This window comes from Allobosea sp. LjRoot90, assembly GCF_964254315.1.
Lineage (GTDB): Bacteria > Pseudomonadota > Alphaproteobacteria > Rhizobiales > Beijerinckiaceae > Allobosea.
Genome location: NZ_CAXUTF020000001.1, coordinates 827536 through 851293 on the forward strand (window position 1 = coordinate 827536; position 23758 = coordinate 851293).

The window sequence follows — 23758 nt, forward strand, 5'->3', positions numbered from 1 at the left end:
TTGGAACGGGAATAAGAAAAATCACACTACCTGACGTGAATTGATGCTTAGAGGCCGCTGCCTTATGTAAAACGTTCGGAATAGCGAACGTAGCGAGCATCATTCATGGCTGCCGCCAAGCGCCCTGCCCTGCCGGTGATCCTGCTGGCCAACGACCTGCTGGATGGCGATGTCGTCTTCGCCACCGGCGAGCCCGAAGCCTTGCGCTGGTCCCGCGATCCTGGTGCCGCGCTGATCGGCCATGACGAGGCGACGGCCGACCGCCTCGACGCCTTCGCCACCGCCGAGCTCGGCGCGCAGCATGTCGTCGACGCCTATCTCGTCGATGTCGCGATCGAGGACGGCGTGCCGGTGCCGCGCCATTACCGCGAGCGGATGAAGACGACCGGACCCAGCATCCGGCGCGACCTCGGCAAGCAGGCTGAACTGCCGCTCGCCCAAGCTTTCCTGAGAGCCTGACGCATGTATCGTTACGATGAATTCGACGAGCGTTTCGTCCGTGAGCGGGTCGCGCAGTTCCGCGACCAGGTCGGCCGCCGGCTCGATGGTTCGCTGACCGAGGATGAGTTCAAGCCGCTACGCCTGAAGAACGGCGTCTACCTGCAGCTGCACGCCTATATGCTGCGGATCGCTGTCCCCTACGGCACGCTCTCGTCGAAGCAGATGCGCCAGCTCGCGCTGATCGGCGAGCGCTATGACCGCGGCTACGGCCATTTCACCACGCGCACCAATCTCCAGTTCAACTGGCCGAAGCTGCGCGACATTCCGGACATTCTCGACCTGCTCGCCGATGTCGAGATGCATGCGATCCAGACCTCGGGAAACTGCATCCGCAATGTCACCGCCGACCATTTCGCCGGCGTGGCACAGGACGAGATCGAGGATCCGCGTCCGACCGCCGAACTGATCCGGCAATGGTCGAGCCTGCATCCCGAGTTCGACTACCTGCCGCGCAAGTTCAAGATCGCGGTGACCGGTGCCGCGCACGACCGCGCCGTGATCAAGGCGCATGATATCGGCCTGCGCATCCTGCGCCATCCGGACACGCACGAGATCGGCTACGAGGTCATCGTCGGCGGCGGCCTCGGCCGCACCCCGATGATCGGCAAGGTCGTGCGCGAATTCCTGCCCAAGGCCGATCTGCTCGCCTATCTCGAGGCGATCATGCGGGTCTACAATCTCGAAGGCCGGCGCGACAACAAGTACAAGGCCAGGGTCAAGATCCTCGTCCACGAGATCGGCACCGAGGAGTTCTCCCGCCGTGTCGAGGAGGAGTTCGCCCGGCTCGACGGCCCATCCGTCAATGCCGACCCGGCCGAGGTCGCGCGCATCGCCGCCTATTTTGCACCGCCGGCCTATGAGGCGCTGCCGGCGACGAGCGGCGCCTTCGAGGCGGCGAAGGCCGGCAATCCCGATTTCGCCCGCTGGGTCGAGACCAATGTCACCGATCACCGCCAGCCGGGCTATGCCGCGCTGACGATCTCGCTGAAGCCGATCGGCGCGCCGCCCGGCGACGCCACGAGCGAGCAGATGCGTCTCGTCGCAGACCTGGCGGACGAGTTCTCCCTGTCCGAGATCCGCGTCACCCATGCGCAGAACCTCGTCCTGCCGCAGGTGAAGCAGGCCGATCTGTTCGCGGTCTGGCGGCGCCTTGGTGAAGCGGAACTGGCTACGGCCAATGTCGGACTGATCACCGACATCATCGCCTGCCCCGGCCTCGACTACTGCGCGCTGGCGACGGCTCGCTCGATCCCGATCGCGCAGGCCTTGGCCCAGCGTTTCGCCGATGCCGGGCGGCAGAAGGAGATCGGTGTGCTCAACATCAAGATCTCCGGTTGCATCAATGCCTGCGGCCACCACCATGTCGGCCATATCGGCATTCTTGGTCTCGAGAAGCGCGGTATCGAATCCTACCAGATCACGCTTGGCGGCGACGCGACCGAGAACGCGGCAATCGGCGAAATCCTTGGGCCCGGTCTCGCGGCCGAGGACGTGCCGGACGCGATCGAGCGCATCGTCTCGGTCTACCTGGCCCAGCGCCAGCAGGGCGAGAGCTTCATCGACAATGTCCGCCGCATCGGGCTTGCGCCGTTCAAGGTGGCTTTCCAGGAGGTCAGCCATGCCGTTGCTTGATCGTCACGGCGCCAAGGCCGAGCTCTGGACCCGCAGCGAAGGCGCCGCGATCGACAACCTCTCGCATGCGCTCGTCGCCTGGGAGGTATTGCCGGAGGCACTGGCGCAGAAGACGCGCGACCAGCGCATCGGCGTCATCATCCCCAACACCGTCCGCATTCCGGAACTCAAGCTCTTGATGCGGCAGCTCTCGCTGATCGCGATCAGCTTCCCGTCCTTCGGCGATGGCCGCGGCTTCAGCCTGGCACGGTTGATCCGCAACCACGGCTTCACCGGCACGCTGCGCGCCAGCGGCCCGCTGATTGTCGACCAGTTCGCCTATGCCCTCGCCTGCGGCTTCGACGAGGTCGAATTGCCCGAGGCGAGCGCCGCGCGCCAGCCGGTCGAGCAATGGACCCGGGCGCTCGGCCAGATCAGCCATGGCTATCAGCGCGGCTATGGCGACAGCGGCAACATCCTCGACCGGCGCCGCTCGGCGCGGCTGAAACATGCTGCGGCGAGCTGAGACGATGCACGGTTCGGCCCAACCCAGCCTGCGGCGGCCGGCCGACCGCCATAGCGACGATGAATGGGAGGAGGCCATGTTGAACGATGCCTTGAGCCACTCCGCTCCCGGCCCGCGCGAGCGCTGGTTCGATCTTTGCTTCCGGCTTATCATCCTGGTGCTTGCCGGTCTGTGGTTGTTCATGCCACCTGCGGGCGACACCCGGACGCAACCCGACGTGAAGGCCGCAGCGACGCAAAGATGAGCGCAAGACGCCCGGAAGCCACCGCCCCACGCCGGATCGAACGGCTCGCGACCCTGCCGCTCTTCCACAAGCTGGAGGGGCGCAAGGTCGTGCTCGCGGGGGCGAGCGAGGGCGCGCTCTGGAAAGCCGAATTGCTCTCTGCGGCGGGCTGTGACCTGCTGATCCTTGCCGGCGACAACCCAGAGATTTTTGCCGGCCTCGCCGCCGACCCGCCGGCCGGGACGGTGACGGTGCTGCCGCGTGCCTGGCAGGCTGGTGATCTCGACGGCGCCGCGCTCGCCATTGCCGACATCGAATCCCTCGACGAAGCCCGGGCCTTCGTAGCCGCAGCCCGGCAGAGCGGTGTGCCGGTCAACGTCGTCGACAAGCCTGAGTTCTGCGACTTCGCCTTCGGCTCGGTGGTCAACCGCTCGCCGCTCGTGGTGGCGATCTCGACCGATGGCGCGGCTCCAGTCTTCGGCCAGGCGATCCGGGCCAAGATCGAGGCGTTGCTGCCTTCCGGCCTCAAGGCCTGGGCGCAGGCCGCGCATGACTGGCGGCCGCTGGTCAAGGCGCGCGAGCTCTCCTTCCCGCTCCGGCGCGATTTCTGGGAGCGCTTCACCAGCCGTGCCCTCGCCGAGCCGCAGCGCCGCCCCGACGAGAGCGACCGGGACAGCCTCTCTGCCGTGCTCGACGAGATCGAGCGCGGTGGCACTCCGCACGGCCGCGTCACGCTCGTGGGCGCTGGTCCGGGTGATCCGGAGCTGCTGACGCTGAAGGCGATCCGGGCGCTGCAGAGCGCCGACATCATCCTCTATGACGATCTCGTCTCCGCCGGCGTGCTCGAGCTTGCCCGGCGCGAGGCCAAGCGCATGCTGGTCGGCAAGCAGGGCTATGGCCCTGCGGTGAAGCAGGACGACATCAACGCGATGCTCGTATCGCTCGCCGGCCAGGGCAAGCATGTCGTGCGGCTGAAAGGCGGCGATCCCGGCATCTTCGGGCGCGCCGGCGAAGAGATCGAAGCCTGCCATCGCGCCGGCATTCCGGTCGCGATCGTGCCCGGCATCTCGGCAGCGCAGGGCGCGGCTGCCTCGCTCGGCCTGTCGCTGACCCATCGCGATCATGCCCGCCGGCTGCAATTCGTCACCGGCCATGCCCGCGACGGCAAGCTGCCGCAGGATCTCGACTGGAAGGCGCTCGCCGATCCTGCCGCGACCACGGCGCTCTATATGGCACGGGCGACGCTGGCCCTGTTTCGGGAGAAGGCGCTCGCCGCCGGGCTCGATCCGGCGACGCCGGCGATCGCCGTTCTCGGCGCGACAACGCCAGCGGAGACGCGGATCGCCACCTCGATCGCGGAACTGCCGGAGCGGCTTGGCGAGCTTCCGAGCAAGGGGCCGGTTCTGGTCCTGATCGGCCATGCGATGGGTGCCGCCTTGCCGGCTGCCGCCAGCAGAAAATTGGCGCAAGGCTGATCCGAACCAAAACGTAGGAGATGCGTTTTCTCTCTGGCGTGAAAAGTTTGGAAGGGCTCTACTGCCGCCACCAGTTGAGCGATGACCGCCAATTCAGTACGTTCTGTTTGTTTTTCAGAACAGTTTTGAACCGTTTCGACGGTTTCCGGACCTGTTCAGCACGGAGCACTGAGATGACGCGACAGAGACTTCGCCGCCTGCTGCAAGCCGGCCTGACGCTCGGAGCTTTCGCCCTGTGCTTCGGTGTTGTCACCGGCGCCCGCGCGCAAACCGAGCTGCTCAACGTTTCCTATGACCCGACCCGCGAGCTTTATCGCGAGATCAACACGGCCTTCATTGCCGACTGGAACGGCAAGAACGCCAAGAAGATCAGCACGATCCGGCAGTCGCATGGCGGCTCCGGCGCACAGGCCCGCACCGTGATCGACGGCCTCAACGCCGACGTGCTGACACTGGCGCTCGCTGGCGACATCGATGCCGTCGCGCAGCGCTCGAAAAAGCTGCCGCTCGACTGGCAGAAGCGCCTGCCGCAGAACTCCTCGCCCTATACCTCGACCATCGTCTTCCTGGTCCGCAAGGGCAACCCGAAGGCGATCAAGGACTGGGGCGACCTGGTGAAGCCCGGCGTCCAGATCATCACGCCGAATCCGAAGACCTCGGGCGGCGCCCGCTGGAACTATCTTGCTGCGTGGGCCTATGCCGAGAAGGCCTTCAACAAGGACGAGGCCAAGGTCCGCGACTATATCGGCAAGCTGCTCGCCAATGTTCCGGTGCTCGACACCGGCGCGCGCGGTGCCACCACGACCTTCACCCAGCGCGGCATCGGCGACGTCTTCCTGTCCTGGGAAAATGAGGCGTTCCTGGCGCTGAAGGAATTCGGCGAGGACAAGTTCGACATCGTCGTGCCCTCGCTCTCGATCCTGGCCGAGCCGCCGGTCACTGTTGTCGACGGCAATGTCGACGCCAAGGGCACCCGCGCCGAGGCGCAGGCCTATCTCGAGTTCCTCTATACGCCGAAGGGCCAGGCGATCATCGCCAAGAACTATTATCGCCCGCGCAATCCGGAAGCCGCCGATCCGAAGGATATCGCCCGCTTCCCGAAGGTCGATCTCGTCACCATCGATGAGAGCTTTGGTGGCTGGGCCAAGGCGCAGCCCGCTCATTTCGGCGATGGCGGCACCTTCGACCAGCTCTACAAGCCGGCCCGGTAAGCCATGACGGCGACGGTCTCCCGCTGGCGCGAGCCCAGCATCCTGCCAGGCTTCGGCCTGGCACTGGGCATCACGGTGACGGCGCTGTCGCTGATCGTGCTGATTCCACTCGCCGCCTTGTTCCTCAAGGCGGCGAGTGCCGGTCCAGCCGACATCTGGGCGGTGGCGACCTCGCCGCGCACGCTGGCGGCGCTGAAGCTGTCATTCCTGGGTGCGCTCTTCGCAGCAGCGGTCAACGCGGTGTTCGGGCTGATCCTGGCTTGGGTGCTCGTCCGCTACGAGTTTCCCGGCAAGCGCCTGATCGATGCGGCGGTCGATTTGCCCTTTGCCCTGCCGACGGCGGTCGCCGGCATCTCGCTGGCGGCGATCTATGCGCCCAATGGCTGGGTCGGCGGGCTGCTCGCGCCCTATGACATCAAGGTCGCCTATACGCCGCTCGGGGTGATGGTGGCGCTGATCTTCATCGGCCTGCCCTTCGTCGTCCGCACGATCCAGCCGGTGCTGGAAGAGCTGCCGGCCGACATCGAAGAGGCCGCCGCGCTGCTCGGCGCCAGTCGTTGGCGCACTGTCTTCAACGTACTGCTGCCGCCGGTGCTGCCGGCTCTGCTGACCGGCTTCGTCCTCGCTTTCGCACGCGCGGTCGGCGAGTACGGCTCGGTGATCTTCATCGCCGGTAACGTGCCGATGGTCTCCGAGATCGCGCCGCTCCTGATCGTGATCCGGCTCGAGCAGTTCGACTATGCCGGCGCGGCCGTGGTCGCGACGATCATGCTCCTGCTCTCCTTCGCGCTGATCCTGCTGGTCAATCTGATCCAGGCTCGCGCCCGCCGGAGGTTCGGCGATGTCTGAGGCCAGCCTGCCCTATCAGATCGAGGATCTTGCTCCGGCCCGCGCGGCGCGTCGCGTCTCGGGCGAGTCCCGCCTCGTCCAGTTCGTGATGGTCGCCGTCTCGCTCGCCTTCCTCAGCCTGTTTCTGTTCCTGCCTTTGATCTCGGTCTTCGTCGAGGCGGGCGCGCGTGGATGGCACGCCTACCGCGAGGCGATCCTCGAGCCCGATGCGCTGGCGGCGATCCGGCTGACCCTCTTCGTCGCGGCGGTCGCGGTGCCGTTCAACGTCATCTTCGGACTGGCGGCGGCCTGGGCGATCGCCAAGTTCGAGTTTCGCGGCAAGAGCCTGCTGATCAGTTTCATCGACCTGCCCTTCTCGGTCTCGCCGGTGATCTCGGGCCTGGTCTTCGTGCTGCTCTTCGGCGCCCAGGGCTACTTCGGCCCCTGGCTCGCGGCGAACGACATCAAGATCATCTTCGCCGTACCGGGCATCCTGCTGGCGACGATCTTCGTCACCTTCCCCTTCGTTGCCCGCGAACTCATCCCGCACATGCAATCGCTCGGCTCGGCCGACGAGGAGGCGGCGCTTACGCTCGGCGCCTCGGGCTGGCGCACCTTCCTGACGGTAACGCTGCCGAACGTGAAATGGAGCCTGTTCTACGGCGTCCTGCTCTGCAACGCCCGCGCCATGGGCGAGTTCGGCGCCGTCGCCGTCGTCTCCGGCAGGATTCGCGGCCTGACCAACACCATGCCGCTGCATGTCGAGATTCTCTACAACGAGTATATGGGTGCCGCCGCCTTCGCCGTAGCCTCGCTGCTGGCTGGCCTCGCCCTCGTCACGCTCGTCCTGAAAACCGTCCTGGAATGGCGTTTCGCTGATGCGATCGCCGCCAGTCGTCGTCACTGAGTGGAAGAGCCCATGTCGGTCGCCGTCACCATTGAAAGCGTCGAGAAGCGCTTCCAGAATTTCCCCGCCTTGCGGGGCGTCTCGCTCGACATCCAGCCTGGCGAGCTCGTCGCCCTGCTTGGCCCCTCCGGCTCGGGCAAGACGACGCTGCTGCGCGTCATAGCCGGCCTGGAGCAGGCCGAGCGCGGCCGCGTGCTCTTCGGCGAGACCGATACCCGCGATCTTTCGCTGCGCGAACGCCGGATCGGCTTCGTCTTCCAGCATTATGCACTGTTCAAGACGATGAGCGTCGCCGAGAACATCGCCTTTGGGCTGAAATCACGGCCGCGCGCCGAGCGGCCGAGCCCGGCCGAGATCACGAAGCGCGTCTCCGAGCTGCTCGATCTCATCCAGCTGCCGGGCCTAGAGAAGCGCTATCCGAGCCAGCTTTCCGGCGGCCAGCGCCAACGCATCGCGCTCGCCCGGGCACTTGCGATAGAGCCGCAAGTGCTGCTGCTCGACGAACCATTCGGCGCACTGGACGCCAAGGTCCGCAAGGATCTGCGCTCCTGGCTGCGCCAATTGCACCAGCGCACTGGCCACACCACCGTCTTCGTCACGCATGACCAGGAAGAGGCGCTGGAACTGGCCGACCGGGTCGCGATCTTGCATGATGGCCGGCTCGAGCAGGTCGGCTCGCCCGACGATGTCTACGACCATCCGGCGACGCCCTTCATCTGCCAGTTCCTCGGCGATGCCAATCATCTGCCAGTCAAGGTCGTCGGCAGCCAGGCCTTCTTCCAGGACCGGCCGGTGCTCGGCGGTCTGCGCCAGAATCTCGGCGGACCAGCCTCGCTCTATGTCCGGCCGCAGCATTTGCGCATCGTCGACGACGCCCCGCTCGCCTTGCCGGGCGTGGTCGAGCACTTGCGCCGCAACGGGCCGCTGCGGCGTGCCGAGGTCGCCGTCGAAGGGTTGCCCAAGCGGCTCGACGTCGATCTCGCCAGCCAGGTCGCCCCAGCGATCGGCGAGCGCATCCGGCTGCGCATCACGCATGGCAATCTGTTTGCTGCGGCCTGACGCCACCCTCGCCTCGACATGCCTCGCGGGTTATGCCTGTCGCCCGACACGTTCTGACGACAGGAGACGGCCATGAAGGCACGGGCGAAATGGGTCGAGGGCATGGCCTTCATGGGCGAGGCCGGCAGCGGCCATGCCGTGATGATGGACGGCGCGCCTGAATATGGCGGCCGCAATATCGGCACCCGGCCGATGGAGATGCTGCTGATCGGGCTCGCCGGCTGTACCGGCTTCGACGTGGTCCAGATCCTGAAGAAGGGCCGCGAAACCGTCACCGGCTGCGAGGTCGAGGTCGAGGCCGAGCGGGCGAGCGAGGACCCCAAGGTCTTCACCAGGATCCACATTGCCTATCGCGTCAGCGGTCGCGGCCTGTCGCAGGCTAAGGCCGAGCGCGCCGTCACATTGTCGAAGGAAAAATACTGTTCCGCTTCGATCATGCTGGGGGCGACCGCCGAAATGACCACCTCGCTCGTGGTCATCGACGAATTGCAGCAGGAGGCCGCGGAATGACAGATATCCCGACCTCGGGACTGGTATCTCCCAAAGCCCTGGCCGATGCGCTGGGCTCGCCTGGTCTCGTCATCATCGACATTCGCGCCGCCGCCGAGGGCGGGCGTCAGGCTTTCGAGGCCGGCCATATCCCCGGCGCCGTGCACAGTGACTACGCTGCCGATGGCTGGCGTGCCAAGGTCGGCAATGCGCCGGGCATGCTGCCACCACTCGAGCATCTCGCCGAACTGGCGGGACGGCTCGGGATCACGCCGCCGAGCAAGGTCGTGATCGTGCCGGCTGGGCTCACTGCCAGCGACCTCGCCGCTGCGACGCGTGTCTACTGGACGCTGAAGCTGATCGGTCATGGCCAGCAGGCCATCCTCGACGGTGGCTTCAAGGGCTGGCAGACCCAGCCGGGGCTTCCGATCGAGACCGGGCCGGCCAAGCCCAAGCAGGCATCGCCCTATCCCGTCGTGATGCAGCAGGAGCTGCGCAGCACCGCCGATGCGACACTGGTGGCGTCGCGCAGCAAGCTGGCGACGCTCGTCGATGCCCGCTCTGCCAGTTATTATGAAGGCAAGGAAAAAGCGGCTGAGGCGGCGCGCGCGGGGCGCATTCCCGGTGCCGTTTCGCGCGATTATGCCGCAGCCTTCGACCCGGCGACCGGGCGCTTCAAGCCGGCCGGCGATCTCACCACCTTGTTCGGCTCGGTACCGACCGGACCGGCTGTGTCCTATTGCAACACCGGCCACACCGCCTCGCTGAATTGGTTCGTCATGTCGGAGCTGCTCGGCCGCGACGAGGTCTCGCTCTATGACGGCTCGATGACCGACTGGACACAGGATCCGGAGCGGCCGGTCGCGAGCGGGGGCGCCTGAGCGCCCCCGGTTCTAGGACTGCGCGCACTATCGGCTGGTCGAGACCGCGCGATTGCCCTGGCGGTCGACATGGACGCCGACGCGGGTGCCGTCGGCTTGGGTGGTCCAGGTCGAGGTGATGCCGGTCTGCGAATTATAGGTCGTGCGGCTGCGGGCGCCCGCCTGATCAGCCCGTTGCCCGGCCGGGCGGAAGCCGGTGCGGACGACACCATCCGGCGTCACCGTGGTGACGAAGCGGTCGCCGCTGGCGAGGCCGATCGAGCGGACACGGGTGCCGTCCGGCAGGACGGTTTCAGCCGAGGCCACGCCGACCTGATGCTGCATGGCACCGCCTCCGCCGCCGGGGCGCGCATTGCCAGCGCGGCCGACTCGGCCCGGATGGGCATAGCTGGCGGCAGGCTGCTGGCCGAGCTGCGGTTGATTGTGCAAGACCGCCCAGCGATCATCGCCGCCGCCACCACCGCCGCCGCCTTCGCTAGCGGAAGCGGATGCCAGAGGAGCCGCGCACAGGCAGAGCGCCAGCAATGTCGTGCGCGAGGTCAACGAAATCGTAGCCATAGCCAGCCTCCTGATCGGGGTTGCGCGGCGGCTCTTGCCACTGCGCTTGGGCGTTAGGCTTCTTCCGGCGCGGCCACTCAGGCAGATCGCCGGGAGGATGATTTGGATTTGTCGCGATTTCGGTGCTTTTCGCGCGATGGCCGAGAATTTCGGATTGCCGAGCGGTAGCGGATATGAGCCGGGGCCTCGGCAGGGCCACCCTGAGGGCTACGCATTTGCAAATTTGTCCAAAAAGGATCAAAGGAAACGCCAACGCGCCGGCCTTGCCGCGCCCTTCCCTCGCTCCGTTTTCGAGTTCTGCCGCCGATGAATGCCGTCGCGCCGAAAATCTCGTTCGTCTCTCTCGGCTGCCCGAAGGCACTGGTCGATTCCGAACGCATCATCACCTCGCTACGCTCCGAGGGCTATGAGCTGAGCAAGAGCCATGCGGGTGCCGACGTCGTCATCGTCAACACCTGTGGCTTCCTCGACAGCGCCAAGCAGGAATCGCTCGAAGCGATCGGCTCGGCGATGGCCGAGAACGGCAAGGTCATCGTCACCGGCTGCATGGGCGCCGAGCCCGAGCAGATCCGCGATGCCTTTCCGAACCTGCTGGCGATCACCGGGCCGCAGGCTTATGAGAGCGTCGTCTCGGCGGTGCATCAGGCCGTGCCGCCCAAGCACGACCCCTTCCTCGACCTCGTCCCGGACCAGGGCATCAAGCTGACGCCGCGGCACTACGCCTATCTCAAGATTTCAGAGGGCTGCAATAATCGCTGCAGCTTCTGCATCATCCCCAAGCTGCGCGGCGACCTGGTCTCGCGGCCGATCGGCGAGGTGCTGCGCGAGGCCGAGAAGCTGGTCAAGGCCGGCGTCAAGGAGCTGCTGGTGATCTCGCAGGACACCAGCGCCTACGGGCTTGACATCAAGTATGCGCCGTCGATGTGGAAGGATCGCGAGGTCCGCACCCGCTTCTTCGAGCTGGCGCGCGAGCTCGGCCAGATGGGCGTCTGGGTCCGGATGCACTATGTCTACCCCTACCCGCATGTCGATGAGGTTATCCCGCTGATGGCGGAAGGGCATGTGCTGCCCTATCTCGATATCCCGTTCCAGCATGCCTCGCCCTCCGTGCTGAAGGCGATGCGGCGGCCGGCCCATCATGAGAAGACGCTGGAGCGGATCAGGAAGTGGCGCGAGATCTGCCCGGACCTCGCCATCCGCTCGACCTTCATCGTCGGCTTCCCCGGCGAGACCGAGGACGATGTCGCCTTCCTGCTCGATTGGCTGAAGGAAGCGAAGCTGGAGCGCGTCGGCTGCTTCAAATATGAGCCGGTCAGGGGCGCGACAGCCAATGATCTCGGCCTGCCGCTGGTCGCGGAGGACGAGAAGGAAGCGCGCTGGCATCGCTTCATGAAGACGCAGGCCGAGGTTTCGGCCCGCATCGTCAAGGCTCGTGTCGGCAAGCGCATTCCGGTGATCATCGACGAGGCCGGACCGACCGTCGCCAAGGGCCGCTCGAAATGGGATGCGCCCGAAATCGACGGCAACGTCTATGTCTCGAGCCGCCGGCCGCTACGGCCGGGTGATATCGTCACGGTGAAGATCGAGCGCGCCGACGCCTATGACCTGCACGGCATCGCGGTCTGAGTAGTTTCGGTTCAGACGGTGCCGGTATGCGACGGATCGGCTTCGACGAAGCGGATTGAGCGCGGGCAGACATTGCGCTTGGGTTCGACAGGGCGTGTCAGGCGGGGACGCTCCATCCGGACGACGGGAGCGGTGATCGTCGATCCCGACTGCGACATCTCCCACTCCGCCTTTGCAGCAAACTGCGCCGCGCCGACACTGAGGACGGTCAGGCAGGAGAGGCAAAGACCAGCGCGGCGCAGATGACGTTTCATGACGCGGGATCCGGAAGGGGTGTTGCCTCCTCCTTGACCGTTCCAGAACGGATTTCGCGTTTCGATTTCGGAACTTTCGCTTTTCTGCAGAAAGCGCAGTCCGTCAGACGGTGGCGTGGCGGGCCCGGCCCAGTCGCCCCAGCCACCAGCCGAAGCGCTGCGCTGCCATGGCGACGGCCAAGGCGTAGCCGAGCAGGGCCAGCATCCAGCCGGCTGCCTGCAAGCTAAGGGCGCCGAGCACCAGCGCCGAGCGCCCAAGTAGCTTGAGGGCCGCGCGTGCTGTCGATGGCTTAGCCGCCGCGAGCTTCGCCGCCCTGCCGACGTCCCCCGCATCCTCGGCCACAGAGAGCACCTGACGCAGACCGCGCTGACCGGTACGGGCATAGAGCGCGCTCGCATCCTGGCCGAGTGCGGTGAAGCGGGCCAGCGCAACCGGCCGGACGATACCGCCTGCGGCCACCTTCGCCGCCGCAAGATCGAGGCGGGCGGCCGCACCAACGCTCGCTGCCAAGGCTGGCCGATCGAGTGCGCCCGCCGCCATGCGGCCGAGATTTGCGGAGAGCACCGGCGAGAGCAATTTCGCCTTGCTCGCCGCCTTGACGGTGCTGAGGCCGCCGCGGGCAGGAAGGCCTCCGCCGAGGCTGATCCAGGTTGCGGCGCTGATCGCAAGACCGACCGCGGCGAGCGCCATCACCGTCTCATCCACCTGTTCGCCGCCAGCAAGCTTGCGCCCCTCGCGGGCAAGGTCGCGCAGATCACCGAAGCCGCTGATGTCGCCGACCAGTGCGCCGGCGAAGGCGGCATCGCTCTCGCGATCACCTGCGACGAAGCCGTGCCCGAAATCGGAAACGGCTCGCGTCAGCGCAGTCTCGCGCAAGACTTCGATCCGCGCGAGTTGCTCGGATGTGATGGCGATCCCGCGCTCGGCTGCGAGCGCGACGAAGCTTTCGGCGAGATCGGGATCGCCGGCCGCAACCGCTCGATCGATCTCGTCGGCAAGGCGATCCGCCGTGGCGACGCCGTCGAGGCGCAAACGCGACAGCTCAGCCGGATCATCTTTCGCCTGATGAAGTCGCCAGCTTTGTAGCCCCGGCGGAGCGATGATTGCCCCGCCCGTTGCGAGGCCGATGACGGTGATCGACGTGACGGCGAGCCTGGCGATGTGCAAGCGGGATACCTGAAACCGAAACGGTCCGGTCGTCTGACCGAACCGCAGAAGCATGGCTTTCGATTCAGGCGGAAATTGCGCCGCCGGTTACGGCACGAGTACGGTCGAGCCCGTGGTGCCGCGTCCTTCCAATGCCCGGTGTGCCTCGGCAGCGTCCTTCAGGGCGTAACGGGCGTTGATCGCGACGCTGACCTTGCCGGAGCCCACGGCCTCGAACAGGTTCTTCGCCATCGCGACCAGGGTCTCGCGCTTGGACGTATGCGTGTTCATCGTCGGGCGGGTGACGTAGAGAGAGCCCTTCGCCGAGAGGATGCCGAGGTTGAAGGCTTCGACCGCGCCCGAGGCATTGCCGAAGCTCGCCAGCAGACCGAAGGGCTTCAGCGAGTCGAGCGAAGCCATGAAGGTGTCCTTGCCGACGCCGTCATAGACGACATCGCAGAGTTGGCCGCCGGTGATGTCCTTGACGCGGGCCGCGACGTCCTCGTCGCGATAAAGGATGACGTGATCCGCCCCGTTCGCCTTGGCGAGTTCGGCCTTCTCCTTGCTGCCGACCGTGCCGATCACTGTGGCGCCCAGCGCCTTGCCCCATTGGCAGAGGATCGAGCCGGTGCCACCGGCGGCGGCATGGACGAGGACGGTATCTCCCGGCTTCACCTTGTAGGTGCGGTGAAGCAGATACTCGGCTGTCAGCCCCTTCAGCATCATGCTGGCGGCGGCTTCGTAGGAGACGTTCTCGGGCAGCGCGACCACCGCCGACGCCGGAACGATGCGTTCCTCGGCATAGGCGCCGTGCGCAGCGACCACCGCGATGCGATCCCCGGGCTTGAACTCGCTGACATTGGGGCCGACGGCCAGCACGTCGCCGGCCGATTCATTGCCGAGCGTGAACGGCAGCGGCGCCGGATAGAGTCCGGTGCGGAAATAGGTGTCGATGAAGTTCAGCCCGATGGCGCAGTTGCGGATCAGGATCTCGCCCGGCCCCGGCGCCGGCAGGCTGATCTCTTCCAGTTGCAGCACTTCGGGCCCACCGGTCTTGTGTACGCGGATAGCTTTCGCCATGGCGATCTCCTGATGTCGATGGCGGCAACGATAGGGACTTGCCTTCCCTCGGCGCAACGGCTGCACTGCACATCAGACCCGCGCAAACGCCGAGTCGGTCTGGCAGAACTGCATGATCGGTCTCTGAGATGAACAGCCAAGGCGCCCAGCTCGGCAGCCATCCGGTCCTGCGCGAGGCTTTCACCCCGAAGCTCATCTCGGCCCTCCGAGAGGGGTATGGACTATCGAGGCTACGGGCCGATGCGCTTTCTGGGCTGACGGTCGCGATCGTCGCGCTGCCGCTCTCCATGGCGATCGCCATCGCCAGCGGGGCCACACCGGCAGCCGGACTGTTTACGGCGATCGTCGGCGGCTTCCTCGTCTCGGCGCTGAGCGGCAGCCGCCACCAGATCGGCGGGCCGGCGGGCGCCTTCATCGTCCTGATCGCGGCGACGATCGACCAGCACGGCTTCGACGGGCTTCTGCTCGCCACCATGCTGGCCGGCGCCATTCTAATCGCGGTCGGCCTGCTGCGGCTCGGCACCTACATCAAATACATCCCGCACCCGGTGCTGGTCGGCTTCACCACCGGCATCGCGATCATCATCTTCGCCAGCCAGATCCGCGACCTGCTCGGCCTACAACTGCCTGGCAAGGAGCCGGCGGCGCTGATCCCGAAGCTGCAGACGCTAACCGCCGCGCTCGGCACGCTCAACCCGGCGGCGCTCGGCCTATCGGCTCTGACGATCGCGACGATCCTGGGCCTGAGGCGCTGGCGGCCGGACTGGCCCGGCCTCCTGATTGCGGTTGCGCTCGCGGCCGCCGCGACCTTCCTGCTGCATTTGCCAGTCGAGACGATCGGCAGTCGTTTCGGCGGCATTCCGCGCGCCCTGCCCGCCCCGCATCTGCCGGTTTTCAGCCTCGACAAGCTGATCTCGGTACTGCCGGCGGCGCTCGCGATCGCGGTGCTCGGCGGCATCGAATCGCTGCTCTCGGCTGTGGTCGCGGACGGGATGAGCGGGCGACGGCACCGTTCGAACATGGAGCTGGTCGCGCAGGGCGTCGCCAATATCGGCTCGCCGCTGTTCGGCGGCATCTGCGTCACCGGCACGATCGCCCGCACGGCGACGAACATCCGCGCCGGTGGTGCCACGCCGGTCGCTGGCATGCTGCACGCGGCCTTCGTGTTGCTGTTCATGCTCGTCGCAGCGCCGCTCGCCTCGTACATTCCGCTCGCGGCACTGGCTGGTGTGCTCGCCGTGGTCTCCTGGAACATGGCTGAGAAGGCCGCCTTCGGCGCGATCCTGAAGCATTCGCGCGCCGATTCGCTTGTGCTGCTCGCGACCTTCCTCTTGGTGGTGTTCGAGGACCTGATGATCGGGATCGGCGTCGGCGTAGTGCTCGGCTCGCTTATCTTCATGCACCGCATGGCCAATATCGTCACGGTCGAGGCCGGCATGGACAGCGCGCTCGTCGACTATGACGAGGAGGGCCGGGACGAGCCGCAGGCGAACGGCAACGGCCAGCGCAACGGCGAAGTCTTCCGCTACAGGATTACCGGGCCGCTGTTCTTCGGCGCCAGCAGCCATGTCACGACGGTTCTGGATCGCGTCGGACCTTTCCCTCAGCGCATCGTCCTCGACCTCTCAGGTGTGCCCTTCGCCGATTCCAGCGCAGCCGTCTCGCTCAAGACGGTGATCGACAAAGCGCGGCGCCATGGCGCTGTCGTCGAGATTTGGAGCGCTGGGCCGCAGGTGCGAGCCGTGCTCGGCCATGAGGGGATCGATGAGCGGCTCGTCTCCTTCCGGGAGGTCGCTCAGAAGCCCGCCCAAGGCGTGGTCTGGGGGTAGGCGCCTGGCTGCGGCAAGCGGGCGCTCGCCAGCGGCATCGGCATCGGCTACCGAAAGGCCATGACGGACCAGCAGCATTGCGACATCGCCATTGTCGGAGCCGGCGCGGTCGGGCTTGCGGCAGCGCTCGCGCTGGCTGGCGCCGGGCGCAAGGTCGTGCTGTTCGGACCGACAAGCGCGCCGCGCGATGGCCGCACGGTCGCCCTACTCGACGGCTCCTGGCGCTTGCTCGAGGCGCTCGGGCTGACGGAGGCGCTCGACGCAGTCGCCGCGCCGCTCGCGGTGATGCGCCTGGTCGACGACACCGGCAGCCTATTCCGGCAGCCGCCGGTCGAGTTCAAGGCGGCCGAGCTCGGCCTGCCGGCCTTCGGCTGGAACATTGAGAACGCCGCTTTGGTCGAGGCGATGGCGGCGAAGGCAGCGGCGGAGCCGCGCATTCGCATGATCCCCCAGGCTGTGACCGAGATCACGCCAGGTACCGGCGCGGTCCGGCTGGCAGGCGACGGTTTCGACCCTGTCGAGGCTCGGCTCGTCATCGGTGCCGATGGCCGCAAGTCGCGCGTCAGGGAGGCTGCCGGCATCACCGCGCGCGACTGGAGCTATCCGCAGGTAGCGTTGACCGCGATCCTGAGCCACCGCCGCGAGCATCGCGATGCCTCGACCGAATTCCACACCCGTTCCGGCCCCTGCACGCTGGTGCCGATGCCGGGCCGGCGCTCCTCGCTGGTCTGGCTGCTCGAGCCGGCTGAGGCCGAGCGCATTGCCGGGCTCGACGATATTGCCTTCGCCCGCGCGGTCGAGCGTCAGACGCATTCGATCCTCGGCGCGATGACGGTCGCAGGTCCGCGCGGCCGTGTGCCAATGGGCGGCCTGTCGGTCGACCGCTTTGCCGATGCGCGCATGGCGCTGATCGGTGAAGCCGCGCATGTCTTCCCGCCGATCGGGGCGCAAGGGCTCAATCTCGGACTGCGCGACGTCGCGGCGTTGCGCGATGCGGTTGGAGGCGCCGACGACCCTGGCGACGAGGCGGCGCTCGCCGCTTACGACCGCTCGCGCCAAGCCGATGTCCGCTTGCGCACCGGCGCTGTCGATGCGCTCAACCGGACCTTGCTGACCGATCTGCTGCCGGCCGACCTGATGCGCGGCGCCGGCTTGCTGGCGCTGTCGCGGATCGCGCCGCTGCGTCGCCTGGTCATGCGGCACGGCCTTGCCGGTGGTACCGCCGCGGGCTGAGAGTGCTTCGTCATTCCGGGGCGCGGCAAAGCCGCGAGCCCGGAACCGATTCCCGTATGTTGCGAAGGCTCGGCAACCGACAGGCTTTTCCGGATAAAGTATCGGTTCTGGATTCCGGGCTCAGGCCTTCGGCCTGCCCCGGAAAGACGGGTCACCCGCCGGGTTAAGACTGCTGTATCCGAGCTGTTTCAAATCTCGTAGTCGCCGATCGGCGGGCTCGCCCGCAATGCCGGCGCAGCATCACGGAAGACGGGCGCAAGCGGTAGCGGCGTCGAAACCATGCGGCGCCCACCCGGTTCCTCCACTTGTCGGTCCAGCAGCCCACGCGCAGTGAGATGCGGATCGGCCAGCGCCTCGTCGAGCGTCCGGACCACCGTGCAGCAGCAGTCGAGCGGCTCGATCGTTGCCCGCCAATGTTCTGCCGATTGGGATGCTATGATCGCGGTAATCGCGGCCATCGTCACTGCCGGATCGCGCTGGTCGTCACGCAACTCAGCGTCGAGCCCGATACCCTCGCAGAAGCTCGACCAGAACTTCTCTTCGATCGCGCCGACGGCCAGGAACCAGCCATCCGCCGTCGCATAGAGGCCGTAGCGCGGGCTGGCGCCAGTCAGCAGCCCCTCCCCGCCGTTGGGATAGCGGCCTGATGCCTGTCCCTGCGCCAGCGCGTACCAGGCGAAGGCAAGCATCGCGTCGGTCATGGCGATGTCGAGATGGCAGCCTTGGCCGGTGCGATCGCGCTCGCGCAAGGCGAGCAGGATGTTGATGACCGCGGGCATGGCGCCGCCGGCGATGTCGGCGACCAGGGTTGGCGGCAAGGGTGCTTGCCTGCCCTGCGCGAGCGACTGGCCGAGCAATCCGCCGATCGCCTGGTAGTTGATGTCGTGGCCGGCCTCGAAGGCGCGCGGCCCCTCCTGGCCAAAGCCGCTGATCGAGCAGTAGACCAGCCGCGGATTGAGTGTCTTCAGTGCCTCGTAGCCGAAGCCGAGCCGCGCCATAACGCCCGGCCGGAACTGCTCGATCACGATGTCGGCCTGTTCGATCAACGGTGTCAGCCGCGCCAGCGCGCCCGGCGCCTTGAGGTCGATGGCAAGGCTCTGCTTGCCGCGGTTGAGCGCGGCGAAGGGAGCGGAAGTCTCGCCGAAGCGCGGCGGGAAGCGGCGCATGTCCTCGCCGTCCGGCCGCTCGATCCGGATGACGCGTGCGCCAGCCTCGGCGAGGAAGAGGCTCGCCATCGGCCCGGGCAGCAGGGTCGAGAAATCGAGGACGAGGAGATCGGAGAGCGGCTGCATCGCGTCGGGTCCGCAGAGAGCGGCCCAACAGGCCGTCAGGGAAAGAGGTCGGCCGGCATCCTGCCCGTCTTCACCAGCCACAGGAAGCCCGTCAGCGTCACCGTTGAGACGATCGTGCCGACGAGGATGCAGGCCGAGGCGCGCTCGACGCCGACGCGATACTGCGTCGAGATCACGAAGATGTTCAGCGCCGGCGGCAGCGCCGCCATGATTACCGCGGCATAGACCCAGGGCGCCGAGAAATTGCCGAGCGCCGAGAGCAGCAGCCAGACCAGCAGCGGGTGCAGCAGGAGCTTGATCGCGACCAGCGCAGGCAGTTCGCCGGGCATGCGCCGCATCGGCTGCAAGGCCACCGTGACCCCGAGCAGGAAGAGCGCGCAGGGCGCGGCTGCCTGCGAAAGCCAGAGCGTCATCTTGTCGAGTGCGGTCGGCAATTCGAGCTTCAGGAAGGCTGCAAGCACGCCGACGACCGTCGCGATGTTGAAGGGATGGCTGACGACCCGCCAGGCCACTTCGCGGGCGGTTGCAGCAAAGCTGCGCTTCTCGACGCCGGCCAGCGCCATCAGGAACGGGATCAGCGAGAACAGCAGGAGATTGTCGAAAACGAAGATCAACACCACCGGCGCGCTGGCGACCGGCCCAAGCGCAGCCAGGATCAGCGGCGGGCCCATATAGCCGATGTTCGAATAGGAGCCGGCGACGCCCTGCATCACCGCTTGGGGCATATCGCCATGATTGTGGCGCCAGCCGAGCGCGAAGGAGAGCACGAAGGCGCAGAAGGTCGCGAGGGTGGTCACCGCGACGAAGCCCCAATTGGTCAATTCGCTCAGCGGCTTGTCGGCGATCAGCCGATAGAACAGGCAGGGCAGCGCCACATAGATCAGGAAGAACTGCATCCAGGCCAGCCCTTCCCCCGGCAGGCGCTTGTAGCGGCCGACGAGGAAGCCGAGCAGGATCAGGCCGAAGAAGGGCGCGACCAGGTTGAACAGGTTGGCGATGTCGGCCATGCGGAGGTCCCTGGGGCGGAGCGAGAACCGCTGACGGTTTCTCGCCCGACCGACGATGGCGACGGCGCCGCCTTATAGGATGGCCGTCAGCGCATGAGAACCCGGTAGCGGAGGCAGGCCCCCGCACCAGCCGCAGGACGCGACGCCGGGGAATCCGGTCGCCCGATGTCGATACAACCGGAAATTGCAAAATTCCGATCCAGTGGAAGCGATCGGTAACATATTTCTGCCACGTTCCGCGAACGGCTCGTGGAACAGGCAATGACAACCAGCACTCAGGCGGCGGCAGATGATCCGGAAACCGGGGCGTTCTGGCGCGATTTCGTGATGTCTCCGACGTTCTGGATCGTGCTGTTCCTGACGCTGGTGATCCTCGGGCTCGCGCTTCCCATACGCCTGCCGCTCGGGCCGAATTACTGGGACACCGATATCTATCTCGATGCTGCTCAGCGCATCTGGCAGGGCCAGATTCCCAATATCGATTTCTTCACGTCGATCGGCCCGCTTGGCTTCTATCTCACAGCCGGCATCAAGGCGCTTTTCCCGCAGGCCCAGCCGGCCCTGCTCGCCAACTGGGCGATCGTGCCTGTCCTGCTGCCGATTGCGGCGTTGATCGTCCGAGATGTCGCCCCGCGGTCACGTCGCCTGGCCCTGGCGATCCTGATACCGCTCCTGTTCCTGACCTCGCTGCCGATCAACCTTCACAGCCTCTATCCGTCGCCCGGCTTCGACGGCTTCGGCTACTACAACCGCCACGTCGCTTTGCTCCTGTATCTCCTGCTGGCGGCGCTTCTTTTCGTTGAGAGCCGGATCCTGCTGATCTCGCTCGTCGCGGTGCTGATGACAGCGCTGTTCCTGGTCAAGGTCACCGGCCCTGTGTCCGGCGCCGTTCTCGTCGGCTATGCGGTTCTGGCCGGTCGTCTGCGCTTCCGTGATGCTGCGATCGCCGCCGGCGCGGTCATAGCCTGCCTCTGTGTGATCGAGATCACGACCGGCGTCGTCTATGCCTATGTCGAGGACGTCCTCGTCCTCGCCATGCTCAATTCCTCTTCGTTCTTGCGGCGTTTCCTGACGCTGGGTTCGATCAAGTTCAATGTGATCGCCCCCTGCCTGATGCTCCTCGGTGTACTCGCCATTGCTGCTCGCCGTGAAAAGCAGTCGCTGGCGAGCTTGCTGGCGTCGCCGCTCGGCTGGCTGACCGCGAGCCTCTTCGCCCTCATCCTGGGCGAGACTCAGAACAGCGGATCGCTCGAATTCATCGGACTCTGGCCGGTGCTGATCCTGATCCTCAGGGAATATCACCCTCGATCAGGCGACGGGCTGCGTCCTTATGTTCTCGTACTCGTCATGGCAGTCTCGCTGCCGAGCGCCGTGAGCTTTCTCGAGCGAGGTGCGCGGGCGGTGATTGCTGCGCCGCGCTACCAGGCGCTGGACGTGCCGGATGTGGGGCCGCTCGGCCGTGTCAGCCTGAAGCCGGAGCTGGCCGAGCGCGCGATCGCGCAGGTCGACCACTACCCGAAATACAACGATGCCTATGAAGACCTCGTCCGTCGCGGCCTGCTTCCGTCAGCTACGCTGTTCTCGGAAATCGACCATCAGGCGACCTGGCTGCTCGAGATCCAGCAAGGCATCGACGCGATCAAGCGCTGGGAGGCGAGCAACGTTCGCCAGCTCAACGGCTTCTTCGCGCTCGATTTCGTCAGCCCCTTCAACCATCTGCTCGGCCGCGCCGCGCCGCTTCATGTCGCGCTCGGCATCGACACCGAACGCACCAATCCTCGGGTCACGGCTGAAATGCTGCAGGCCCTGCGCGACATCGACGCGATCATGCGGCCGAAATGCCCCGTCGAGGTGAAACGGGCAGCGATCTGGAAGCAATACGCGCAGGCCCTCGAAGGCCGCCAGCTCGTCGCGCTTTCACCCTGCTGGGACATGTATCTGCGCAAGTAGGGCTGACCTGCGGAAGCGCGAACCGATAGCGGCTTGGCCCTGTTCGGTGGCGCCAACACTATTGATTCTGATGCTTGCGGCTCTGAATGAGAGTGGCGCGGTCTACGGGAGTCGAACCCGTCTCCCCAGCGTGAAAGGCTGGTGTCCTAACCGATAGACGAAGACCGCAGGCCGGAGCGCGAGGCGCTCTAACGAGGCGGGGCGAGCTATAGTGTCCCGGCGAAGCTTGGGCAAGCCCGCTGTCAGGGTTTTTCGCAACTGCTCAGGCAGGCCGGGCAAGATCGACCACGCGCAGCTCCGCCTTCTCACTGCCGCCCCAGCGATTCAGCGTCAGCGTGCCGGCGAGATGCACGCTTTCGCCGCGCGCCGCCAGCAGTGCCTGGCCGAGCGGTTCGCGCGCGGCGCGGAAGGCGATGCCGCCGATCGTGGCGCCGTCGCCTGCCCGCAGCTTGATCCGCAGATGCCCGCCCGCGCCGACTTCGATCACCTCCGTCAGGCGATGTGCCGGCAGCACGAAGACCGGCTCGGGGCAGCCGGCGCCGAACGGTCCGGCCTGATCGATCTCGGCGAGCAGGCGGGGATTGGCCCCGCCTGCGCTGATCGCAGCGTCGATCAGCAGCGCCTCGGCCTCGCGCGAATTCGCCACGCCTGAGGCCAGCCGTTCGCTGATGAAGTTTGCGAAGGCGGCCTCCTGTCCTGGCGCCAGCGTCACGCCGGCGGCCATGGCATGGCCTCCACCCTTGACCGCGAGGCCGGTCTCGACCGCCTGGCGCACGGCTCCGCCGATATCGACGCCGGCGATCGAACGACCAGAGCCGGTCGCACCGCCATCGCCATTGCGTGCCAGTGCGAAAGCCGGCCGGCGGAAGCGCTCCTTCAAACGCCCTGCGATCAACCCGACGATACCTGGGTGCCACTCGGCCGAGCCGACGACCAGCACCGGATGCGAGGCCGCGTCCTCGAAACGATGCTCGACCTCGGCCACGGCCTCCTCGACCGCGGCCCGCTCGATCTCCTGGCGCTCCTGATTGAGACGGTTGAGCTCGGCCGCAATGGTGCGCGCCTCGACCTCGTCGCGGGTCAGAAGCAGCCTTGCACCAAGAGCCGCATCGCCGATGCGTCCGCCGGCATTGATGCGCGGGCCGAGCAGGAATCCGAGATGCCAGGGCTGCACCGGCCCGTCGAGGCCTGCGATATCGAGCAGCGCCACGAGCCCCGGCCGCTGGCGCGTGCGCATCATGGCGATGCCCTGGCGGACAAAGGCGCGGTTGAGACCGATCAGCGGCACGACATCGGCGACGGTCGAGAGCCCGACGAGGTCGAGCGCTGCGAGCAGGTCGGGCTCGCCTCCCTTTGCCTGCCAGGCGCCGCGCCGGCGCAATTCGCGATTCGTCGCGACCAGTGTGAGGAACACCACGCCGGCGGCGCAGAGATGGCCGAGGCCGGCGAGGTCGTCCTGCCGGTTCGGGTTGACCAGCGCCTGGACGCTGGGGAGCAGTTCCGGCGCCTGGTGGTGGTCGAGCACGACGATGTCGAGCCCGAGCCGCGCAGCCTGCTGCAGGGGCTCATGGCTGGTCGTGCCGCAGTCGACGGTGACGAGCAGGGTCGCCCCCTCGCCTGCCAGCATGGCGATCGCCTCGGCATTGGGGCCATAGCCCTCGATCAGGCGGTCGGGAATATGAATACGCGGCCGCGCACCCGCCTCGGCGAGAAAGCCGGCGAGCAGCGCTGCCGAGCAGGCGCCATCGACATCATAGTCGCCGAAGATCGCGACCTTCTCGCCTGATATCGCCGCTTGCGCCAATCGTTCAGCGGCACGGTCCATGTCGCGCAGAACCGATGGGTCCGGCAGGAGATCGCGCAGTTTTGGCTCGAGATGGCGCAGCGCTTCGCTGGAGAGGACGCCGCGCCCGGCCAGGATTCGGGCCAGCGTATCGGGCACGCCCTCGACCTGCGCCAGCGCCTCGGCCTGTGCGAGGCCGGCAGCGTCGAGCCGGTCGCGCCATGGGCGTCCAAGCGCCGAGTGCCCGACACCGAGGAACAGGCGATTCTGGCCGGAGTTCATGCGCAA

22 protein-coding genes and 1 tRNA gene are annotated in these 23758 nt (G+C 66.7%); 15 read left to right on the plus strand and 8 right to left on the minus strand.

Going from position 1 to position 23758, the window contains the following annotated elements; translation table 11 throughout:
* The first annotated feature begins 105 nt into the window (after positions 1 to 105).
* From ACSQ3M_RS03990 to ACSQ3M_RS04040, 11 genes are all read left to right on the plus strand, one after another.
* The gene (locus tag ACSQ3M_RS03990) at positions 106 to 459 is read left to right on the plus strand and encodes a DUF2849 domain-containing protein (RefSeq protein ID WP_436148764.1); all 354 of its coding nucleotides are present in this window, start codon (positions 106 to 108) and stop codon (positions 457 to 459) included.
* A 3-nt stretch (positions 460 to 462) separates the two neighbouring features.
* Positions 463 to 2133, plus strand: coding sequence for a nitrite/sulfite reductase (locus tag ACSQ3M_RS03995; RefSeq protein ID WP_436148765.1), 1671 nt, complete (start codon positions 463 to 465; stop codon positions 2131 to 2133).
* Positions 2120 to 2638, plus strand: coding sequence for a DUF934 domain-containing protein (locus tag ACSQ3M_RS04000; protein WP_436148766.1), 519 nt, complete (start codon positions 2120 to 2122; stop codon positions 2636 to 2638). Before ACSQ3M_RS03995 ends, ACSQ3M_RS04000 begins: the two co-directional genes overlap by 14 nt.
* Before the next feature lie 4 nt (positions 2639 to 2642).
* A complete protein-coding gene (locus tag ACSQ3M_RS04005) occupies positions 2643 to 2882 on the plus strand; it encodes a hypothetical protein (RefSeq protein ID WP_436148767.1) in 240 nt (79 codons plus the stop codon).
* Positions 2879 to 4336, plus strand: coding sequence for a siroheme synthase CysG (cysG, locus tag ACSQ3M_RS04010; protein ID WP_436148768.1), 1458 nt, complete (start codon positions 2879 to 2881; stop codon positions 4334 to 4336). Before ACSQ3M_RS04005 ends, cysG begins: the two co-directional genes overlap by 4 nt.
* A gap of 173 nt (positions 4337 to 4509) precedes the next feature.
* On the plus strand, positions 4510 to 5547 hold the full coding sequence (locus ACSQ3M_RS04015; RefSeq protein ID WP_436148769.1) for a sulfate ABC transporter substrate-binding protein: 1038 nt from the start codon (positions 4510 to 4512) through the stop codon (positions 5545 to 5547).
* Between the two features lie 3 nt (positions 5548 to 5550).
* Positions 5551 to 6396 carry a sulfate ABC transporter permease subunit CysT gene (gene cysT, locus ACSQ3M_RS04020; protein ID WP_436148770.1) on the plus strand — a complete coding sequence of 282 codons (846 nt, stop codon included), beginning with the start codon at positions 5551 to 5553 and terminating at the stop codon, positions 6394 to 6396.
* Positions 6389 to 7282 carry a sulfate ABC transporter permease subunit CysW gene (cysW, locus tag ACSQ3M_RS04025; protein WP_436148771.1) on the plus strand — a complete coding sequence of 298 codons (894 nt, stop codon included), beginning with the start codon at positions 6389 to 6391 and terminating at the stop codon, positions 7280 to 7282. The genes cysT and cysW overlap by 8 nt, the downstream gene beginning before the upstream one ends.
* Positions 7283 to 7294: 12 nt before the next feature.
* On the plus strand, positions 7295 to 8341 hold the full coding sequence (locus ACSQ3M_RS04030) for a sulfate/molybdate ABC transporter ATP-binding protein (RefSeq protein WP_436148772.1): 1047 nt from the start codon (positions 7295 to 7297) through the stop codon (positions 8339 to 8341).
* 72 nt (positions 8342 to 8413) lie between these two features.
* A complete protein-coding gene (locus tag ACSQ3M_RS04035) occupies positions 8414 to 8851 on the plus strand; it encodes an OsmC family protein (RefSeq protein ID WP_436148773.1) in 438 nt (145 codons plus the stop codon).
* Positions 8848 to 9711, plus strand: a complete 864-nt coding sequence (locus ACSQ3M_RS04040; protein WP_436148774.1) for a sulfurtransferase — start codon at positions 8848 to 8850, stop codon at positions 9709 to 9711. Before ACSQ3M_RS04035 ends, ACSQ3M_RS04040 begins: the two co-directional genes overlap by 4 nt.
* 27 nt (positions 9712 to 9738) lie before the next feature.
* On the opposite strand, the gene ACSQ3M_RS04045 is transcribed toward ACSQ3M_RS04040, so the two are convergent.
* Complete coding sequence (locus tag ACSQ3M_RS04045; RefSeq protein WP_436148775.1) at positions 9739 to 10269, minus strand: hypothetical protein; 531 nt, start codon at positions 10267 to 10269, stop codon at positions 9739 to 9741.
* 306 nt (positions 10270 to 10575) lie between these two features.
* On the opposite strand from ACSQ3M_RS04045, the gene rimO reads away from it, so the two are divergent.
* Entirely contained in the window at positions 10576 to 11895 is a 1320-nt protein-coding gene (gene rimO / locus ACSQ3M_RS04050) for a 30S ribosomal protein S12 methylthiotransferase RimO (RefSeq protein WP_436148776.1), read from the plus strand.
* A gap of 11 nt (positions 11896 to 11906) precedes the next feature.
* Here rimO and ACSQ3M_RS04055 read toward each other — a convergent pair whose 3' ends face one another.
* The 3 genes from ACSQ3M_RS04055 to ACSQ3M_RS04065 form a co-directional block, all read right to left on the minus strand.
* Positions 11907 to 12149, minus strand: a complete 243-nt coding sequence (locus ACSQ3M_RS04055; protein ID WP_436148777.1) for a hypothetical protein — start codon at positions 12147 to 12149, stop codon at positions 11907 to 11909.
* Between the two features lie 103 nt (positions 12150 to 12252).
* Positions 12253 to 13317 (minus strand): hypothetical protein, encoded by a 1065-nt coding sequence (locus tag ACSQ3M_RS04060; RefSeq protein WP_436148778.1) that lies wholly within the window; start codon positions 13315 to 13317, stop codon positions 12253 to 12255.
* 87 nt (positions 13318 to 13404) lie between these two features.
* Positions 13405 to 14376 (minus strand): quinone oxidoreductase family protein, encoded by a 972-nt coding sequence (locus tag ACSQ3M_RS04065; protein ID WP_436148779.1) that lies wholly within the window; start codon positions 14374 to 14376, stop codon positions 13405 to 13407.
* Positions 14377 to 14504: 128 nt separating this feature from the next.
* Here ACSQ3M_RS04065 and ACSQ3M_RS04070 point away from each other — a divergent pair, with 128 nt between their 5' ends.
* Entirely contained in the window at positions 14505 to 16205 is a 1701-nt protein-coding gene (locus tag ACSQ3M_RS04070) for a SulP family inorganic anion transporter (protein WP_436148780.1), read from the plus strand.
* 60 nt (positions 16206 to 16265) lie between these two features.
* Positions 16266 to 17438 (plus strand): UbiH/UbiF family hydroxylase, encoded by a 1173-nt coding sequence (locus ACSQ3M_RS04075; RefSeq protein WP_436148781.1) that lies wholly within the window; start codon positions 16266 to 16268, stop codon positions 17436 to 17438.
* 188 nt (positions 17439 to 17626) lie between these two features.
* Here ACSQ3M_RS04075 and ACSQ3M_RS04080 read toward each other — a convergent pair whose 3' ends face one another.
* Together ACSQ3M_RS04080 and ACSQ3M_RS04085 are read right to left on the minus strand one after the other, a co-directional pair.
* Entirely contained in the window at positions 17627 to 18730 is a 1104-nt protein-coding gene (locus tag ACSQ3M_RS04080; protein WP_436148782.1) for a CaiB/BaiF CoA transferase family protein, read from the minus strand.
* Between the two features lie 35 nt (positions 18731 to 18765).
* Positions 18766 to 19737: an AEC family transporter gene (locus ACSQ3M_RS04085; protein ID WP_436148783.1), complete on the minus strand. Its 972-nt coding sequence runs from the start codon at positions 19735 to 19737 to the stop codon at positions 18766 to 18768.
* A 261-nt stretch (positions 19738 to 19998) separates the two neighbouring features.
* On the opposite strand from ACSQ3M_RS04085, the gene ACSQ3M_RS04090 reads away from it, so the two are divergent.
* Positions 19999 to 21687 (plus strand): hypothetical protein, encoded by a 1689-nt coding sequence (locus ACSQ3M_RS04090; protein ID WP_436148784.1) that lies wholly within the window; start codon positions 19999 to 20001, stop codon positions 21685 to 21687.
* 93 nt (positions 21688 to 21780) lie between these two features.
* Here ACSQ3M_RS04090 and ACSQ3M_RS04095 read toward each other — a convergent pair.
* Together ACSQ3M_RS04095 and recJ are read right to left on the minus strand one after the other, a co-directional pair.
* Positions 21781 to 21855 (minus strand) — tRNA-Glu (locus ACSQ3M_RS04095).
* Positions 21856 to 21949: 94 nt separating this feature from the next.
* Positions 21950 to 23752 (minus strand): single-stranded-DNA-specific exonuclease RecJ, encoded by a 1803-nt coding sequence (recJ, locus tag ACSQ3M_RS04100; RefSeq protein ID WP_436148785.1) that lies wholly within the window; start codon positions 23750 to 23752, stop codon positions 21950 to 21952.
* Positions 23753 to 23758 lie beyond the last annotated feature (6 nt).

Bases quoted from the DNA above. Each gene is read 5' to 3' on its own strand.
- ACSQ3M_RS04005 (WP_436148767.1), top strand. From the start codon at position 2,643: ATGCACGGTTCGGCCCAACCCAGCCTGCGGCGGCCGGCCGACCGCCAT.
- ACSQ3M_RS04045 (WP_436148775.1), bottom strand. From the start codon at position 10,269: ATGGCTACGATTTCGTTGACCTCGCGCACGACATTGCTGGCGCTCTGC.
- cysT (WP_436148770.1), top strand. From the start codon at position 5,551: ATGACGGCGACGGTCTCCCGCTGGCGCGAGCCCAGCATCCTGCCAGGC.
- ACSQ3M_RS04090 (WP_436148784.1), top strand. From the start codon at position 19,999: ATGACAACCAGCACTCAGGCGGCGGCAGATGATCCGGAAACCGGGGCG.
- ACSQ3M_RS04065 (WP_436148779.1), bottom strand. From the start codon at position 14,376: ATGGCGAAAGCTATCCGCGTACACAAGACCGGTGGGCCCGAAGTGCTG.
- ACSQ3M_RS04040 (WP_436148774.1), top strand. From the start codon at position 8,848: ATGACAGATATCCCGACCTCGGGACTGGTATCTCCCAAAGCCCTGGCC.
- ACSQ3M_RS04000 (WP_436148766.1), top strand. From the start codon at position 2,120: ATGCCGTTGCTTGATCGTCACGGCGCCAAGGCCGAGCTCTGGACCCGC.
- ACSQ3M_RS04035 (WP_436148773.1), top strand. From the start codon at position 8,414: ATGAAGGCACGGGCGAAATGGGTCGAGGGCATGGCCTTCATGGGCGAG.
- ACSQ3M_RS04015 (WP_436148769.1), top strand. From the start codon at position 4,510: ATGACGCGACAGAGACTTCGCCGCCTGCTGCAAGCCGGCCTGACGCTC.
- ACSQ3M_RS04085 (WP_436148783.1), bottom strand. From the start codon at position 19,737: ATGGCCGACATCGCCAACCTGTTCAACCTGGTCGCGCCCTTCTTCGGC.
- ACSQ3M_RS04055 (WP_436148777.1), bottom strand. From the start codon at position 12,149: ATGAAACGTCATCTGCGCCGCGCTGGTCTTTGCCTCTCCTGCCTGACC.
- rimO (WP_436148776.1), top strand. From the start codon at position 10,576: ATGAATGCCGTCGCGCCGAAAATCTCGTTCGTCTCTCTCGGCTGCCCG.
- ACSQ3M_RS04070 (WP_436148780.1), top strand. From the start codon at position 14,505: ATGAACAGCCAAGGCGCCCAGCTCGGCAGCCATCCGGTCCTGCGCGAG.
- ACSQ3M_RS04030 (WP_436148772.1), top strand. From the start codon at position 7,295: ATGTCGGTCGCCGTCACCATTGAAAGCGTCGAGAAGCGCTTCCAGAAT.
- ACSQ3M_RS03995 (WP_436148765.1), top strand. From the start codon at position 463: ATGTATCGTTACGATGAATTCGACGAGCGTTTCGTCCGTGAGCGGGTC.
- ACSQ3M_RS03990 (WP_436148764.1), top strand. From the start codon at position 106: ATGGCTGCCGCCAAGCGCCCTGCCCTGCCGGTGATCCTGCTGGCCAAC.
- ACSQ3M_RS04080 (WP_436148782.1), bottom strand. From the start codon at position 18,730: ATGCAGCCGCTCTCCGATCTCCTCGTCCTCGATTTCTCGACCCTGCTG.
- cysW (WP_436148771.1), top strand. From the start codon at position 6,389: ATGTCTGAGGCCAGCCTGCCCTATCAGATCGAGGATCTTGCTCCGGCC.
- ACSQ3M_RS04075 (WP_436148781.1), top strand. From the start codon at position 16,266: ATGACGGACCAGCAGCATTGCGACATCGCCATTGTCGGAGCCGGCGCG.
- recJ (WP_436148785.1), bottom strand. From the start codon at position 23,752: ATGAACTCCGGCCAGAATCGCCTGTTCCTCGGTGTCGGGCACTCGGCG.
- cysG (WP_436148768.1), top strand. From the start codon at position 2,879: ATGAGCGCAAGACGCCCGGAAGCCACCGCCCCACGCCGGATCGAACGG.